17 protein-coding genes are annotated in these 17,526 nt (G+C 42.5%); 9 read left to right on the forward strand and 8 right to left on the reverse strand.

The features are described 5' to 3' along the window. Positions 1-14 precede the first annotated feature (14 nt). The 3 genes from hpaD to hpaE form a co-directional block, all read right to left on the reverse strand. Positions 15-944: a 3,4-dihydroxyphenylacetate 2,3-dioxygenase gene (gene hpaD, locus IEZ33_RS12770; RefSeq protein ID WP_191600431.1), complete on the reverse strand. Its 930-nt coding sequence runs from the start codon at positions 942-944 to the stop codon at positions 15-17. Positions 945-969: 25 nt separating this feature from the next. Then, positions 970-1,350, reverse strand: coding sequence for a 5-carboxymethyl-2-hydroxymuconate Delta-isomerase (locus tag IEZ33_RS12775; protein ID WP_191600432.1), 381 nt, complete (start codon positions 1,348-1,350; stop codon positions 970-972). Positions 1,351-1,415: 65 nt separating this feature from the next. Continuing rightward, entirely contained in the window at positions 1,416-2,879 is a 1,464-nt protein-coding gene (gene hpaE / locus IEZ33_RS12780; protein WP_206696852.1) for a 5-carboxymethyl-2-hydroxymuconate semialdehyde dehydrogenase, read from the reverse strand. Positions 2,880-3,242: 363 nt separating this feature from the next. Here hpaE and IEZ33_RS12785 point away from each other — a divergent pair, with 363 nt between their 5' ends. From IEZ33_RS12785 to IEZ33_RS12815, 7 genes are all read left to right on the forward strand, one after another. Continuing rightward, on the forward strand, positions 3,243-3,980 hold the full coding sequence (locus IEZ33_RS12785) for a fumarylacetoacetate hydrolase family protein (protein WP_191600433.1): 738 nt from the start codon (positions 3,243-3,245) through the stop codon (positions 3,978-3,980). A 12-nt stretch (positions 3,981-3,992) separates the two neighbouring features. Continuing rightward, positions 3,993-4,760: a fumarylacetoacetate hydrolase family protein gene (locus tag IEZ33_RS12790; RefSeq protein WP_191600434.1), complete on the forward strand. Its 768-nt coding sequence runs from the start codon at positions 3,993-3,995 to the stop codon at positions 4,758-4,760. Between the two features lie 76 nt (positions 4,761-4,836). Next, positions 4,837-5,640 carry a 2-oxo-hept-4-ene-1,7-dioate hydratase gene (gene hpaH, locus IEZ33_RS12795; RefSeq protein ID WP_191600435.1) on the forward strand — a complete coding sequence of 268 codons (804 nt, stop codon included), beginning with the start codon at positions 4,837-4,839 and terminating at the stop codon, positions 5,638-5,640. Between the two features lie 112 nt (positions 5,641-5,752). Beyond that, positions 5,753-6,559, forward strand: coding sequence for a 4-hydroxy-2-oxoheptanedioate aldolase (gene hpaI / locus IEZ33_RS12800; protein ID WP_191600436.1), 807 nt, complete (start codon positions 5,753-5,755; stop codon positions 6,557-6,559). A 22-nt stretch (positions 6,560-6,581) separates the two neighbouring features. After that, positions 6,582-7,481, forward strand: coding sequence for a helix-turn-helix domain-containing protein (locus IEZ33_RS12805; RefSeq protein WP_191600437.1), 900 nt, complete (start codon positions 6,582-6,584; stop codon positions 7,479-7,481). Positions 7,482-7,485: 4 nt separating this feature from the next. Beyond that, positions 7,486-7,929 carry a GlcG/HbpS family heme-binding protein gene (locus IEZ33_RS12810; protein ID WP_191600438.1) on the forward strand — a complete coding sequence of 148 codons (444 nt, stop codon included), beginning with the start codon at positions 7,486-7,488 and terminating at the stop codon, positions 7,927-7,929. Between the two features lie 160 nt (positions 7,930-8,089). Continuing rightward, positions 8,090-9,274 (forward strand): multidrug effflux MFS transporter, encoded by a 1,185-nt coding sequence (locus IEZ33_RS12815; RefSeq protein ID WP_191600439.1) that lies wholly within the window; start codon positions 8,090-8,092, stop codon positions 9,272-9,274. A 154-nt stretch (positions 9,275-9,428) separates the two neighbouring features. Here IEZ33_RS12815 and IEZ33_RS12820 read toward each other — a convergent pair whose 3' ends face one another. Next, the gene (locus IEZ33_RS12820) at positions 9,429-10,400 is read right to left on the reverse strand and encodes an MBL fold metallo-hydrolase (RefSeq protein ID WP_420844879.1); all 972 of its coding nucleotides are present in this window, start codon (positions 10,398-10,400) and stop codon (positions 9,429-9,431) included. A gap of 341 nt (positions 10,401-10,741) precedes the next feature. On the opposite strand from IEZ33_RS12820, the gene IEZ33_RS12825 reads away from it, so the two are divergent. After that, complete coding sequence (locus IEZ33_RS12825) at positions 10,742-11,911, forward strand: p-hydroxyphenylacetate 3-hydroxylase oxygenase component (protein ID WP_191600441.1); 1,170 nt, start codon at positions 10,742-10,744, stop codon at positions 11,909-11,911. 149 nt (positions 11,912-12,060) lie between these two features. Beyond that, the gene (locus IEZ33_RS12830; RefSeq protein WP_191600442.1) at positions 12,061-12,972 is read left to right on the forward strand and encodes a p-hydroxyphenylacetate 3-hydroxylase reductase component; all 912 of its coding nucleotides are present in this window, start codon (positions 12,061-12,063) and stop codon (positions 12,970-12,972) included. A 190-nt stretch (positions 12,973-13,162) separates the two neighbouring features. Here IEZ33_RS12830 and IEZ33_RS12835 read toward each other — a convergent pair whose 3' ends face one another. The 4 genes from IEZ33_RS12835 to IEZ33_RS12850 form a co-directional block, all read right to left on the reverse strand. Continuing rightward, positions 13,163-14,266, reverse strand: a complete 1,104-nt coding sequence (locus tag IEZ33_RS12835) for a PQQ-dependent sugar dehydrogenase (protein WP_191600443.1) — start codon at positions 14,264-14,266, stop codon at positions 13,163-13,165. Positions 14,267-14,458: 192 nt separating this feature from the next. Continuing rightward, positions 14,459-15,652 (reverse strand): MFS transporter, encoded by a 1,194-nt coding sequence (locus IEZ33_RS12840; RefSeq protein WP_191600444.1) that lies wholly within the window; start codon positions 15,650-15,652, stop codon positions 14,459-14,461. An 81-nt stretch (positions 15,653-15,733) separates the two neighbouring features. Further along, positions 15,734-16,489, reverse strand: coding sequence for an alpha/beta hydrolase-fold protein (locus IEZ33_RS12845; RefSeq protein ID WP_191603640.1), 756 nt, complete (start codon positions 16,487-16,489; stop codon positions 15,734-15,736). Between the two features lie 111 nt (positions 16,490-16,600). Beyond that, positions 16,601-17,392, reverse strand: coding sequence for an enterochelin esterase domain-containing protein (locus tag IEZ33_RS12850; protein WP_191600445.1), 792 nt, complete (start codon positions 17,390-17,392; stop codon positions 16,601-16,603). Between the last annotated feature and the right edge of the window lie 134 nt (positions 17,393-17,526).

Here is a 17,526-nt window from a genome sequence, read left to right on the forward strand (position 1 = left end):
CAGGAAAATTCACGTTACAAACGGCTTTTACCGTAAGTAAATGTACCATTCTCAACCGATGCTTGAGGTTTAGGAACGGCCTCACCTGTTTGAGGTGATACAGGAAAAATAGCGTTAATTTGTCCAGTACCGGAAGCGCCGAAATAAGGAGTTAGCACTTCTACTTTCTGATCGTAATCAGACCAACCCAGAGCACCGAGCAGCATCGCTGTGTCATGCATAAAGCCTTCACCATGACCTTTAGCCGCGTATTCTGGTAACATTTCGCAAAACGTCTTCCATTCTGCGTTTTCCCACATTTTCACTACAGATTCATCCAGAGATTCTAAGAAAGGGCTCCAAATTTTATGCGCGAAATCTGGCGCACTGCCATTTTGGGCAAAACGGTGCGACAAAGAGCCACTGGCTAAAATAGCAACGTTACCATCGTAATGTTTTTCAATGGCCTCTCTCAATGCCCAACCAAAACGCGCTGAGTCATTTAAATAGTGTACCGTTAGCAAAGCCGATACTGAGATCACTTTAAAATGCCTATCCGCATTCATATAACGCATAGGAACCAAGGTGCCGTATTCAGGAGCTAAAGTCGTATCGTGATGAGCCAGTGTCTCTACACCCTGTTCGTTGCAGACTTGTGCGATAATCTTACCCAATTCAGGGTTACCATCCACCTCGTAGTCCATATTCTTAATAAAATGAGGTAACTCATTACTGGTGTACGAACCTTCAAAGTGTTCAGCACAATTAATGTGATAATTTGCGTTCACCAACCAGTGAGTATCAAAAACGATAATAGTATCGACATTCAGCTCTTTGCAACGTCGAGCAATTTCATAATGACCATCTATGGCTGACTGACGAGTGCCTTTTCTTGGACCCTCTAACTCAGAAAGATACATAGAAGGTACATGCGTAATTTTAGCGGCTAATGCTAGCTTACCCATCGGTATAACCTCTTAATTTGACCCACTATTTAAATAGTGGGTGTATATTATTTTTATTAAATTTTAGAACGGGATGAAGTTCAGTTAATTCAAAGGAAATTTGGCAATAACCTGTATCCGTAATAGGCTTCATCCAATTACAGAGTATCTCGAAGACATTCTCTGCAACTTCTTGGCGTAATTCCATACTGCGACCATGACCAATTTTTAGCGTCAAATTAACCAATGCAAACTCTTCTCTTCCATCGGCTATACGGTAATCATCACAACGAATCGCTCGACTACGAACACCACCAAGTGGAAAAGCGCCAGTGGAGACAACGTACTCATGAAACGCTTTAAATAATGGCTGGAAATCCAATCGATCTTCTAAATTAGCTGAATATTCAATAATAAAATGTGGCACTTATATCTCCCAAAAAAGAGGGTATCTCTTCTTTCAAACAACAAAAAAATAACCGGAAGATACCTTTATACACCCCATTTCGGAATATGATGGCTCCCCATACTAATACACACATTCTTTGGTTCACAGAATATTTCGTAGCTGTATGTTCCGCCTTCACGGCCAGTACCGGACGCCTTCATTCCACCAAATGGGGTACGTAAGTCGCGTACGTTTTGGCTATTTACAAACAACATGCCCGCTTCAATTTGACGAGCAATACGATGCACTTTGCCGTTATCTTGAGTCCATAGGTAAGAGGCCAAACCATAATCATTGTCGTTTGCCATACTGATCACATCCGCTTCATCTTTAAACGGAATCAAAACGGCTACTGGACCAAAAATCTCTTCACGAGCAATGCGCATGTCATTGGTTACATCACGGAATGCGGTTGGACGAACAAAATGACCGCCTTTAAGGTGATCAGGTAATTCTGCTGTTGGCTTTTCAGGGCCGCCAGCGATGAGTGTCGCGCCTTCCTCAATGCCTGTTTTGATGTAGCCAGTGACTTTTTCCCAGTGCTGCAGGCTAATAAGTGAGCCTACTTTTGTGTTCATATCAGTAGGGTCACCTACTTCAATCTTATTCGCACGGGCGGCGAAATCAGCACAAAATTTATCATAAATTTTTTCTTGAACGAAGATTCTTGAACCGGCTGTGCAGCGCTCACCATTGATGGAAAAAATACCAAAAACCGCCGCATCGAGAGCCCGCTCGTAATCACAATCGTCAAAGATCATAACGGGGGATTTGCCACCTAATTCCATTGAGAATTTTTTCAATCCCGCCGTTGAAATAATGTGCTTGCCTGTTGACGTGCCACCCGTGAAAGAAATCGCCGCCACATCAGGGTTTGTCACCAAAGCGTTACCCGTTGTAGAGCCAAAACCGTGGACAATATTAAATACGCCTGCAGGAATACCCGCCTCCAGAGACAATTTACCAAGAAAGTCGGTCGTTAGCGGAGACAACTCAGATTGCTTCATTACCGCCGTATTACCAAGGGCCAAGCAAGGCGCTGTCTTCCAAGTCCCCGTCATGAATGGCACATTCCAAGGTGAAATAAGCGCACAAACCCCTGTTGGCTGATACAAAGAATAGTTCAGCATTTGGTCGTCCATAGGATAAGTATGACCATTCATTTGCTTTGCCATTTCAGCAAAGAAATAGAAGTTGTTAGAAGCTCGGGGAACCAGTGCATTTTGCGTTTGATAGAGAGGTAGACCTGTATCAGCGGTTTCCATTTGGGCTAACTCTTCAACATTGTCAGCAATTAAATCACCCAATTTCGTGATGATTTTTGAACGCTTTGCCACTGGCATATTGGCCCAAGCCGGAAAAGCGGCTTTCGCTGCCGCCACTGCTTCGGCTACTTGTGCATCCGACGCATGTGCGACTTCCGCTAGCACTTCACCTGTAGCAGGGTTCACAGTTTGAAACGTTTCTTTACTTTCTACCCATTTACCATTGATCAAATTTTTTATCATTTTTATAACCTCTCATACCAAAGGGCGATGTCTGTTTTCTGGCGTATCAATCTCCTGTCAATTGTACTGCTCAGACTCAAATATTGTTAACATGTTAATTAAATTATTACGTCAACTTCATTTTGTCAAGCCAGATAAATATTTAATTGATAAAACTCAATCAAATCCGTGTTTATAAAAATAGACAAAAGGCCATAAAAAAATGGCTAAACGCGATTAGTACTCGATTAAGTTTGCTCAAGAAAACGCATTTTTCACTTGATTCCAGCTCCGATTAACATGGGTTTTTCTTTTTTGAGTTGACACTTCAAGATTATTAAGCAAATATAGTTAACATGTTAAGCACATTAGGATGATTACTCCATGTATAGCTATAGAATAAAAAAAGACGGACAACCCCTCAGTCAACAAGTAAAAGAAGCGTTTGAAGTTGAATTAACAAATGACTTATTACCCGCTACAAATGGCGCCGTTATTGGCGTTGCATTGAATGACAAAGTACTTTTTGACTCGCTGGAAAAACAATTCAATGAAAAACCTCATGTTAATCCTCCAAAAACACCTGTTTTACACATAAAAACAGATAACACCCATATTGGTTACGGCGATACCGTTCGTATTCCAACTAACATGGGAACGGTTTTCTCCGGTCCTTCTCTTGGTATTGTCATCGGTAAACAAGCCTGTCGAGTCAGTGAAAAAGAGGCTCTTAACCACATCCAAGGTTACACCATTGTCAATGAAGTAAGCCTTGAAGAAACCTCTTTCTATCGCCCTGCGGTAAAAGCAAAGTGCCGTGACACTTTCTGTCCCATTGGCCCTTGGGTCCTTGATAAAGAACACGTTGGTAATGCACAAAACTTAACAATATCCACCTATGTTAACGACGTTCTTTGTCATACAACCAACACCAACCAAATGGTGCACAGTATTGAACAGGTCGTGGCTTATATTAGTAGCTTCATTACCCTAGAAGTGGGTGACCTCATCATTGCGGGCACACCATTACGAACCGATAATCTAGCGGTAAAAGACGGTGATGTTGTCATGATTGACATTGAAAACATTGGTCGTTTAGTGAATCCAGTGGCAGCAGAATAGGGAGCGATTAAAATGAAACGCGCAAAAATTTTACACAACGAACAAACGCTAAACGTAACCGTTAACAAGGCTGGCCAAGTCATTACGGCAGAGGGTTCGGTCTTAGAAGAAGGTAGCTTTACTTGGTTACCCCCTTGTGAAGGTAAAGCCTTTGTATTGGCGATTAACTACGCTGACCATGCCGCTGAGCTGTCATTTAAAGCCCCTGATGAACCTTTAGTCTTCTTAAAATCAAGTAATACCTTGATTGGTCATGATCAGAAAACCTATCAACCTGACAACATAGATTATATGCACTATGAGTGTGAATTAGTGGTGGTGATCGGCAAAGAAGCGAAAAACGTTTCTCTTGAAGAGGCCATGGACTATGTTGGTGGCTATACTGTTGGTAACGACTACGCCATTCGAGATTATTTAGAAAATTACTACCGCCCTAATCTTCGTGTTAAAAGCCGTGATACTTGCACTCCGATTGGCCCATACATCATTGACGCAGCCGAAATACCTGATCCGCATAATCTCACCATTCGCACCTTTATTAACGGTGAATTGAAGCAAGAAGGATCAACAAAAGACCTGATATTTAATGTGCCTTACTTGGTCTCTTACTTAAGCAACATTATGACACTTACACCGGGTGATATGATTTTCACAGGCACACCTGAAGGTCTTGCTCATGTGTATCCTGGTGATGAAGTCATTGTCGAAGTGGAAGGCGTCGGCGTATTGAAAAATACCATTATTTCAGAAACAGAATACCTAAATAGCCTTGCCAATTAATCGCGATAAAAGAACGCCCTAACGATAGTAAAACGCTCGTTAGGGCGTTCCTAAAATAATAAATAAGGAATTAAGCATGCTGTCACCTGACATTCTTAAGCAATGTGCTCAACGTTTAAACAAAGCCGAAAAAGAGCGCGTTCAAATTCGTCAAATTTCACTAGACTTCCCTGAAATTGAGATTGATGATGCCTATGCCATTCAACGTGAATGGTTAAACATCAAACTGGCTGAAGGTCGTAAGATCATTGGTCATAAAATTGGTTTAACCTCTCGCGCCATGCAACAAAGTTCTCAAATTGATGAACCAGATTATGGAACATTGCTGGATGACATGCTGTATCACGATGGTTGTGAAATTGAGACAGATAAATTTATCGTTCCACGAATTGAAGTAGAATTGGCCTTCATTTTGAAAAAACCACTAAAAGGTCCGAATTGCACCCTGCTCGATGTTTACAATGCGACCGATTATGTGGTTCCAGCACTTGAACTGATTGATGCTCGCAGTCAATCCATCGACCCAGATACAAAACGTCCACGCCTTGTTTATGACACGATTTCTGATAATGCCGCGAATGCCGCCATCATCTTAGGTGGGCGCCCAATAAAAATAGATGAAATGGATTTGCGTTGGGTATCGGCCATTATGATGCGTAACGGCGTTATTGAAGAGACTGGCGTTGCCGCTGGCGTATTAAACCACCCTGCCAACGGCGTTGCTTGGTTAGCCAACAAACTAGCCCCTTTTGATGTGGAATTGGAAGCGGGTCAAATCATTTTAGGTGGCTCCTTTACCCGCCCAACACCAGCACGTAAAGGCGATACCTTTACCGTTGATTACGGCCCATTAGGCACAGTGTCCTGCCACTTTAAGTAATCAAAGCATCCAAACTGTCGTTAACCAACTTGATTCCATAGCACTTCCCAAGTGATCGAATCAAGTGGTTAACAAGAACATACACATGCACATGCACATGAGGATAATCACCATGAGCGCGCCAAAAAATGAATTCAAAGTGGCTCTTAGAAACCGTCAAACACAAATTGGCCTATGGCTTGGACTAGCAAACTCCTACACAGCTGAGTTAATAGCCTCAGCTGGGTTTGATTGGCTATTAATTGATGGTGAACACGCACCAAATACCTTGCAAACCATGGTCACACAATTACAAGCCATTGCCCCATATAAAAGTCATCCTATTGTACGCCCTGCTTGGGCAGATCATGTCAGCTTAAAGCAGATTTTAGATTTAGGTGTGCAAACGATTCTTGCACCAATGATTGATAGTGCAGAGCAAGCCGATCAAGTGGTTAAAGCCACTCGCTACCCACCCCAAGGTATTCGTGGTGTAGGCAGTGCGTTAGCTCGGGCGTCTCAGTTCAATCGAACACCGAACTATTTAACCACTGCAAACGATGAGATTTGTGTCCTAGTCCAAATTGAAACATTAGCAGGCGTAAACGCTTTAGATGACATTTTAGACGTAGACGGTGTCGATGGCGTCTTTATTGGACCCGCTGATTTAAGTGCCTCTATGGGGTTTATAGGCCAACCAAACCACCCAGAAGTTGTCACTGTTATAGAACAAAGCATGGCTAAGATTGTCGCAAAAGGCAAAGCCCCAGGCATTTTGATGGCAGATGAGAAACAAGCAAAACGCTACATCGATCAAGGTGCGTTATTCGTTGCCGTAGGCAGTGATACAGGCTTATTGATGAACAGCACTAAAGCCCTAACCAGTAAGTTTATGCAACAAGACGAAGCCGACTCTGATCAAGGCTGCTCTGTTTATTAAGCCTCTATTTGAGTACAACCCGATGACAAAAGAATGGATTCCAAACCTTAAATTAGGACAGGATTACGATAAAAATTATCGTGATGCTGACATACATTTTGATCAACTTGGCGCCATGGCCGATTTTTTTGGTCGCGATATGCCGGTTCATATGCATGCTGATTATTGTCAAATCCATTTTGTCTTATCGGGTAAGACTCAATTTAATATCGATCAAAACCTATACAAAACAGCAGGAGCGGCCATATTTTATACGCCTCCCGCTACGCCCCATGCATTTTTAACTGAAGCGGATGCACCGGGATACGTGCTCACTCTACATCATTCAATTATAAGTAACATAGCCGACGACTTGGACTCCATCAAGCAAAGCCACTTTTTGATTCTACCAAGCTGCATTGACAATGATGCTATTAATCCTGTGAATAAATTCGCTTTTGATTCCACCATTGCATTGATGGAACTAATCAAGTCGGAATGGAAAAACGAACTGTCCCATAAAAGTGATGCGCTATTAGGCTTGATAAAAGTATTACTGCTTAATATTTTTCGATTGTCCACGGCCGACGAGAAAAGCAACAGTCGTAGCCGTCATGAAGTAGAGATTTATAAGAACTTTAATTTACTTATCGAAGAGAATTATAAAGTAGAAAAGAGCATTACATTTTATTGTAAGCAACTTGATATTAATGAAAGTCGCTTAAACTACGTTTGTAAAAAAGTCTCAGGCTCCCCGCCGAAAACCATTATAAATAACCGTATTATTTTGGAAGCCAAACGACACATTATTCATGCCAATCAGAGTTTAAACGAATTGTCGTATTACCTTGGCTATTTAGACCCCTCTTACTTTTCGCGTTTTTTTCAAATTAAAACGGGATTTACGCCAAGTGAATACAAAAAACTCAATAGCCAAGGATAAACTCATGCACAACCTTATTCGTCAGACCAAAGAGATTGATTACGAATGCGCTGTACAAATGTGCCTCACCGCCATTTCTCAAGCCAATGTTTTTTCCGCCGCCGTTGGCGTAGTCGTACTCTCGCCAACAGGCATTGAATTAGCGGCGGTAAGAATGAACAACGCGCCATTACACGCATTTAATATTGCCCGTAAAAAAGCCTTCACCGCGGCCAGCTTTAAAGTGCCTACCTATTCGTGGCAAGAAAAATTAAAACAAAAGCCTAATACAATGAATGCACTCTTACGAGAAGAAAACTTTACGTATTTAGGTGGTGGTGTGCCTATCTACTCAGAAGCAGAGGGGAAAGGTGAATTGCTGGGGGCGATTGGAGTATCTGGGGCGACGGAACAACAAGACATTGAATGCGCTGAACATGCGATAAATCAACTATTGAATACCTTATAAAAAATTCACTCAAAAGAAGCGTACGCCGGCTCTTAACTTGAAATCGTCTTAACGGCATTCCTGTGAAACTAAAAATAAGCATCACTTACTCTTGTACAAGGCTGTTAACATTGTCCGATAACCACTTTTCACTGTCAATCAGAGCATCGAGGAACACGTTATGACTCTAACTAACTCCCCATCGCAATCAAAATGGATGATCCCTCTGCTCGGCTATTTGGTTTCTTTTGGTCCACTTTCTATTGATATGTACTTACCTAGTTTGCCAACCATCGCGAATGATTTGGGCACGTCTCAAGTGACGATTCAGTACACCATCACAGCGTTTTTATTCGGTATGGCCATCGGTATGTTATTTTTTGGTCCCATGTCCGATTTGATGGGGCGCAAAAAACTTTTATTAATTGGAACCGCATCCTATGTTGTCAGCAGTATAGGTTGTGCTCTGGTTAACGATGGTGAATCGCTTATTTTATTACGTTTCCTACAATCTCTTGGCGCGGCATCCGCAGGCGTACTGGCTCGCGCTTTAGTAAGAGACCTCTTCCCACTCGACAAAGCCGCTGGAATACTTTCCAACATGCACATAATCTCTATGGGGGTTATGTTACTGTCACCCATTCTCGGCGCGTATATTGTCACCTGGTTAAATTGGCGTTGGATATTTTATTTTCTTTCTGCCCTCTCCTTTATATCACTGGTCGCCATCTTCCTTATTATTCAAGAACCAGAAAAAACGAATACGAATACAACCAGTTTAAAAGGGTATTTATCTGTTTATGCCGATTGCCTTGCTCATAAAAAAGTCGGCTTCTATTTATTAGCAAACGGTTTTGCTTTCGGTGGCATGTTTGCCTTTATTGCCGCCTCAGCTTTTGTTTACATTGATTATTTTGAATTTTCTGAAACCACATACGCCATCGTTTTTTCCTCTAATGTATCCATGGTGATTGCGGCCACCTTTATCAATAAAGCTCTAGTGAAACACTTCAGCGTCCTCACGGCATTGAAAAGCACATCCAGCTTATCATTGGCCGCATCATGGTTGATTATTGTCACGGCGGTATTTATTTCAAACAGTTCCATCATGTTCATTTTTGTTACCATGCTTTACATCAGTGTCACTGGAGCCATTGGCGCAAACAGCTTAGCCTGTTTATTTGATTTGATGCCTTCAAGAGCCGGAACCATGGCAGGATTGCTTGTTTCCATTCAGTTTATTATCGGCGGCATTGTGAGCTACGTCACCAGCTTAATCTTTGACGGCACATCAAGTTCACTTTTGGTTGTGATGGGTATTTGTGGCTGTCTTAGCTACTTATTTCACCGATTATCACAGAGATAACAAATACTTCTATAGGTACTCTTAACGTCTAAGTCATACCTAATCTCGAAGAAATCGCCTCGTGAGAACCTTTGCTCACTGTTTTTCCGCAAAAAAAAGGGCGCCTAGATCAGGGCCCTTTTTGTGCACTTTGTGATGATCATTAATAACGTTTTTACTTACTCTTTTCTATCGCTAGACGCTTAACAGCCCCTTCACGTAAACTGTCGAGTTGGGCTTGGAAAGCCTCAGGATCGACCATTGGATGAGGATCCCCAGCACCGCGTTTTGCTAATAACGCGGCGGTTTCAGGTAAATTATTAGAGAACCCATGAGTCGATAAGTGCACTTGCAAGGGGTTCTTGGCACCTTGTACTAACTCAGAGATTTTATCAATACTGTGAATAAAATCTTCTACTTGAGAAGGACCTTCTATCGCATTTAGTCCCAAGCCGCCGACAGTAAAGGCCTGGTAGCTGTTATCACCATCTTTTACGGTATAGCCATAAGACGCGGTACCATGAGTGTGCCCCGGTGTCTCATAAACCGTAAAGGTGCTATCACCTAGAGTGATCTCATCGCCATCTTTTACCACGATATCACGATCAATCATGCTCCAAGCTCGACGACCGCCTTGGCTCTTAGCCGCACCTTCTTCAGCTTCTTCATACCCCTCTTCAGTCATGACAAAACGTGCGTTAGGTAACAGCGCTTTCAGTTTATCAGCACCACCAACATGATCAAAATGGCCATGCGTCATCAGAACGTATTTAATATCGGCTAAATCAACGTTCATTTTCTTTAAATTATCAAGCAAGACATCGACAAACGGCCCATAAAGCGTATCAATCAGAACCGTTCCTTCCGAAGTGTTAACCGTCCAAGCCGATACCCAACAAATCCCAACGTAATTAACATTATCAAACGCTTTATAGGGCTCTACGTACTGCGCTTCGGCATTACCTAACCAAGCACCTAGTTCTCTGGGCATTTTGCCTGTTTTACCAAACTCCTCAAATTTTTCCAAAATAGGAGCCGATTGACAGCCTTCAATTTCAGAGGCGACGGCAGGTAACGCAAGCGCCCCCAATGAGCAGGCCGCTAATGCCGTTACAAGGGTTGTTTTTTGCTTAACGTAATTTTTCAACATTGATTATTCCACCTTTTGATTCATGAAGTGACGACTAAAACAGAGCATCTATTCTGAGTTTAATCGTAACTTCAAATGGTTTTGTTATTGTTTTAAAGGAGTAAATCCTTTGTTTATATTATCTATTGTTTATTATTCAAACAATGGACTAATCCAGAAATTCCTACAAAATTGAATACCATCAAAGCAAATAAAAAACATTATTTTTCTAGAAAAGTACTAGAAAATAGCCAGTATCTACATTCCTTTTAAGCGCGCTAGCTTAGATACTTGATGCATCCGTTGTTCGCCTCATCAGCGAAAACAATCACATAAAAAAACAATAAGAGTATGCCCAAATGAAAAGAGCGAACCCTTTACTTAAACGCTTACAAGAAATCTTACCAAACATTGCCCAAAATGCTTCTCTAGCCGAAGAGCTACGTCAAGCACCGCAAGAGAACATTGATTTACTCAAACAAGCTGGATTACATAAAGCCTTTTTACCTGAGGCCTATGGTGGCTACGAAGTCTCTTTACCTGAATTTGGTGATTGCATTGCCGCACTTGCAGGCGCTTGTGCCAGCACAGCTTGGGCTTTTAGTCTGTTGTGCACACACAGTCACCAAATTGCCTTGTTCCCAAAGCAAGCACAAGAGGATGTCTGGAAAGAATCACCTGATGATCTCGCCAGCAGCAGCATAGCGCCTTTTGGCAAGTATCAAGAAACAGACGGTGGCATCATTTTTAATGGTGACATGCGTTGGAGCAGCGGCTGTGACCATGCGCAATGGGCGTTGTGCGGATTTCTACGAGAAAACACTGCAGGCACAAAAGATCATTGTTTCGCGCTGATTCCTGCCACCGATTACACCATAGATGACGACTGGCAAGCCGCCGCAATGAAAGGCAGTGGTACAAAAACACTGGTTGTTCGTGACAAATTTGTACCAGAACATAGAATACAAAAAGCCAAAGACATGATGGAAGGAAAATCTGGAGGGTTTGGTTTATACCCTGACAGTAAGATCTATTATGCCCCTTATCGCCCTTATTTTGCATCTGGCTTTTCAGCGATTAGTTTAGGCATTGCAGAGCGCATGTTGGCTTTATTTAAGGAAACCACCCAAGGTCGTATTCGAGCCTATACCGGTGCAAAAGTTGGTACGGCCACCCCCGCATTGCTGCGCATAGCCGAATCCTCTCATCAAGTAATGGCGGCACGCGCTTTTCTCGAAAAAACCTGGGAAGAGCACGCCGAATACGCTGAAGCACACCGTTATCCAGACCGTGCAAAACTCGCCGAATGGCGGACTAATCAAGCCTATGTTGTGAAAATGTGTATTGATGCCGTAGATAGATTATTCAGTAGTATGGGAGCAAGCCATTGGTATTTGGATAAAGAGGCACAGCGCCTATTCCGCGACAGCCATGTTACCGGCGCTCATGCCTATACCGACTACGATGTTTGTGCACAAATATTTGGTCGAGAAATTATGGGCTTAGAGCCAGATCCATCTTTACTTTAATGGGCTATCTAGCACGCTAGAATGAATCAGAGTAAAGGCATTCAACACGATGTAAAACGCCTTTCTCTGACCCTATGATAAAAAGTTTATTGAACATCATGATAAGCACCATAACGAAAATAATAGAGCTAAAATAATAGGACAACCACATGTCATTCGATACCAATGAATTCCGCAGAGCATTAGGCAACTTCGCCACAGGCGTAACAGTCATCACGGCCCAAGATGAGCAAGGTAATAAAGTGGGCGTAACCGCAAACAGCTTTAATTCTGTTTCTCTTGATCCACCATTGGTTTTATGGAGTCTTGTTAAAAGTTCAAGTAGCTATAAGGTATTTGAGCAAGCTAAGCATTTTGCTGTTAACGTATTAGCGGCCGATCAAATCGATACATCTAATAACTTCGCAAAGCCAAGTGACGATAAATTTGCTGGTATGGAATTTGACCTAGGGGTTGGCAATAGCCCTATTTTAAAAAACACTACGGCCTGCTTTCAATGTGAACAACATCAAATAATCGATGGTGGTGATCATTGGATTATGCTTGGTAAAGTAGTGTCATTCGATCACGTTGGTCGTAATCCTCTGCTGTATGTGCAAGGAAGTTATGCCGGAGCCATCCCTTTTACGGCTTCTACCGCAAAAACAACCAAACCTCAAAATGCACTTAACTCATTAGACAGGCTCAATAACAATGCATTTTATCTGATGAACAAAGTGCTGCAGAAAGTTCAGGAACACTATTTCCCAAAGCAATCTGCGACAGGGCTCAACACCAGTGAAGCACGACTGTTATTAGTACTGAGTGACGCAAAAGGCATAACTCTTGATGAATTAAAACGTTTGGTTACGATACCCTCTACTGATGTTGAATCTGGAGTAGAGCAACTTATTCAAACGGGCTTGCTCTCAAGCGAACTGGCACTCACCTCAAAAGGTCACGATATGGCCGAACGATTATGGGACATTGCCAATAAACAACAAGAGGATATTTTTGGCGACTTCAGTAAAGAAGAATACGACAACTTCAAAAAATTACTGCAATCCGTATTAAACCAATGACAGTAATACCAAATGTCGTCCTGAATTGAATCACCCTTTGATTAGCCACGTAAGGTATTTTGGCTAATAAAAAAGCAACGCCCTATTAATAAATTTGGACGTTGCTTTATTTTTAACAAGGCCATACATCATCAAGACTGGCTTAATAATAGATGTTAAGGCGTCAATAGCTAATTGTTGTTAATAACGTCTAGCGTGAGGTTAGCGATACTTTTAGCAGTTTCCCTGAGTCCGTTCCAATATACAAGGTACCGTTGGAATCTTGGGCAATAGAACGTAACCTCTCATTCAACTCTTCTAAATAACGGGTTTCTGAAGTGTCACCTTTACCATCAAGGTGAACTCTATTGAGGTGGCGCAATGCCAGCGCGGTAGAAACAAAGTCACCATTCCAGTGATGTCCCGGCTCACTGCGATAACGTAAGAGACTGCCCGGTGCAATTGAAGGTATGTAGACTTTTATAGGGCTTTCCATACCCGGCTTATCTTGCCCTTCTCCGACACTAATTGGACCCCAGTATTCTTTGCCGTGAGAGACCACTGGCCAGCCATAGTTGGCCCCTGCTTTTATTTGATTAATCTCGTCGCCACCACGCGGCCCATGTTCATTCGACCATAAGGTTTGCGTTTCCCGATCGAAAAATAAGCCTTGCGGATTTCTATGGCCATAACTCCATATTTCGTTTTTTATTAAATCAGTGCTAACAAATGGATTATCGGCTGGCACGCTGCCATCTAAATTTAAGCGTAAAATACTGCCCGCATGATTGGCACCATCTTGCGCGTTCTCACGTTTTCCCCTTTCACCCACTGAGAAAAATACATGATCATCGCCATCAAACGCGATGCGGCTGCCATAATGCTTGGTCGTTGAGCTGGCTGAGTCTGTAACCAACAGATCTTGCCAATTCCTTAACTGGCTTCCATCGAGCTGTGCTCTAGCAAGTGTCGTCGCCGAACCACTATTTGTTGGTTTTGCATAGGTGAAATACAGCCATTGTTCTTCATTAAAGTTGGGGGATTTCGCAACATCTAATAACCCACCTTGGCCTCTAGAATCGACGCTTGGCACCCCCTTTACGGCGTGCTTATTCCCATTCAGTAAATTTACTTTGTAGGCATCACCTTTCTTCAACGTAACAATAGCACTCTGATCATCTAACAAGCTCAAACCCCATAAAGCACCATCAAACTGCGCCACAGGGTCGACTTTTACTGAATCATCGATAGTCTGACTTATCCCCTGAATACTGAATGACATCAAAATCGTAAAACACGCTGTCTCTTTTTTCATTATCAGTTACCTCGTCAGATAAAATGCATTGCACTAAAAAGTATTCCTATAAAATAATAGAGAAGTAAATTTAAAGAGAAAAGACACCTTTGTAAAATCTTACAATAACGGCCAGAATTGAAGCTAGAACGAAAAATGCACTAAAGCACATAACTTACTTTAGCTCATTGTATCGATCCAAACACTCGCGACTTAACTAGGTTGTTGTATACGGCTTGCTAAATAGCTAAACAGAACACCACAAGAACATATAATGAGCACCAAACTGCTGAATCCAGTAATACCAAAACCGGTAATAACGGCGGCAAACGTCGGCGGACCTAAAGTAGCACCTAGATTCCCAAACTGAGCGATTAACCCATAACCTTGTGCTTGTTCAACAGGGTTACGAGCAAGAGAAGGAATCATCGCTAAAGCCGCTCCCGGTATCATTCCAAGGCACAATGTGGTGGCAGCAACAACAAGACTAAAAAATACGGTTTGAGCAATCAAAAAAGGCAGCATAAGTGCCGTGATTGCGACACCAAAATACGCGATAAGCGCCACCTTTTGAGGACGCATAAAATACTGTCCTAACGCGCCAGCAAGGAAAGTACCGCCCGTACTAATAAGCGGCAATACCACCAGCATAGACGCACGAATGGCTTCATTTTCAACAAAGCGTGGTATGTAAGTAAGTAACGATACCAAGGTGCAGGTATAAAAAACAAAAACCAAACTGGGGTATAAGGATCGGGGATTACGGTAAATACTTAACATTTGAGCCAGCAATCTACTTTGCCCCCCCGCTACAGGCACAAAATCCAAAACAGGATTCTTTCTTAATAGAAAATGCAACACCACACCAAAACCACTGATTAACAACGCGTGACTCAAGAAGAGCCCATGCAACCCCAATTGATCCAACGCGCTTTTTCCAAGCCAACCCGTAATAGCGAAAGCCACACCAAAAAAAGTCCCCCATAGTCCCATTGTTAGTGATCTATGTTGAGGGGCACTTAATTTTGCTATTAAGGTTGGTGCCGCCACGACCACCCCTAACTGGGAGAAACCTTCAAGCAGACGAGTCAATAAAAAAAGACTAAAATGAGGCAATAAAGACTGCAAAAAAGACAACACGCCCCCTAAAAATAAGGCACCGACCAACACCTTTAAATAGCCTATCCTATTTGCAATCATACCAGCGAAAACACCAAAAATAAGACCCGCAATACCCACTACAGACAGCGTTAACCCTGTCAAGGTGGCTCCGGTTTGATAATGCATCATCACAGCATCGTAAGAAACGGACAGCTTTGCGAATTGCATGGCTGCACTGACACCAGCAAGCCACAAGAAAATCACTTCCAGCCACTGGGTCTGAGTATTGGGAACAGATTGAGTCATGCCATATCCTTAATGAGTTTGGTCGACAATTTTACAATAAAAAAGACCTCATAGGGATAGTAAACCTGACCTATTGATCAGCTACTGCTTTTCAAACAGCGCTAACATGCCTTCTGCAAATGCCTGTTGCCAACTAAAGTAATCGTGTCCTGCTGCGTACTCTTTATAAATCACATCGTATCCTTTTGCATTCAGTACGGTACGCAAATGACGATTACTTTCTAACAGACCAATACCACTTCCCTTACCCGACTCGAAGACCCCTGCACTTAAGAAAAAGCGTATGGGCTTCGCCTTCGTTGACGCAACCCAATGCGCTACGTACTCTTCGTTTTCTGGCGACGTATTTGCTGGTGACCACCAATAAGAACCCGACATAGAAAGCACATTGCCAAAGGTCTCAGGATAACGTAATGCCACGGAACTGGAAGCCAGTCCACCATAGCTGGAGCCAGCAAGAACGGTATGCTGTGCATCGATACTAATACCCAGTTCACCTTTCGCCCAAGGCAAGACTTCTTCCACCAAGGCTCTAGCAAAGACAGGGTTATCAGGCAGCTCTTGCCCCCGAGATTGGCTGCTTGCGTTATCAACGAAGATCGCTGCTATAGGAGGCAATCGCTTACTCGCCACTAGGTTATCCAAAATAACTGGAATAGGTACCTTGGTGGTGTATTTCAATCCGTCAAATTGCAGTAATAAAGTAGCATCTGGATCATTTGAGTCAAAATCAGCCGATCTATATAGCCAGATGTGACGCTCATTCTGCAGTAACTCACTTTTGAAGCGATGCTTAACGAAGGTGCCTGAGGCAACACCTTGCTGTTTGCTGTAAATCTCATCAGGTAATGCCGCTAAACTTACAGAAGAATCGTAATTAAATGGGCTAAACGCCTCCTCAAACGCTTTTTAGGCCAAGGAAACTTATTCAAAGGGTCCGCTTGTACTTTAGCCAATAACGCAACTTTTCTCTCCCCATGGCGAGCCTGAAAATTCAGGAATATCCGGTGCCAGTTTATAGGATAAACGTGTCGTAGAAGGCACAACAAAACTTTTAAACCAAATATCAGTACCGACTAAATTTTCAAGAAACTCATGTTGATTCGAGGGAGCACCAAATAAGCGGACGTTGTGTTTTGCCCCGCGATACAGAAAGGTCATGATTACTTTGTCGGCATGAGGCAAAGCAGGATCAATGTCTTGCGATGACACCAAAGGCTCAATAAGTGGAGTCCCTTGATTAACAATGCCGTCCCACAGAGTTGTTATTGATTGTTTTTTTTGTATCTTAGCGACTAATGTTTTAATCGTAGGGCTCAAATAGGTTCTGATTGGCGGATGTTGATCCACCACTGGAATCTGTTTTGTAATGCTAAGGCTGTATTCAATCTCACCGTCTTCTGGAACAAGCGATATCAAGCGCAAACTTTGCGTTGCCTCATTCGCTACAAAACGAAATTGATCACCACTAGCAACGGATTCTAGTAATAAGCGCATTTTGTTTTTTTCAGTCTGTTCTATTTCATGTAAACCAAGGTTCACCTCACCGTTGGAAATCACTATTTGACCTTCAATATAATCCCCAACGGCCACATTTAAAGGGACATCAACCTCAGTAGAAAGCACGCCTTTGATGTTATTGGTAAGGCTTAATGCCCCTTCGTTAGCCTGACTGTATTGGCTTGAAGAAAATAGCCATGAAGCACAAAGAACGTGCATTAATCGTTTAGCGGTTGTCACTGAAACGCCTCCTTATCTTTTAGAACAACAAAATACCCAAAAGCCCATTCAACCTTGAACACAACAATGATCGTCAGAAAAGACCATCGGCTAAAAGGAGAAAAAAGAATGGTACATAATTACGAACCAGAGGT

Origin of the sequence: Marinomonas algicola (assembly GCF_014805825.1) — a bacterium.
Classification (GTDB): Bacteria; Pseudomonadota; Gammaproteobacteria; order Pseudomonadales; family Marinomonadaceae; genus Marinomonas; species Marinomonas algicola.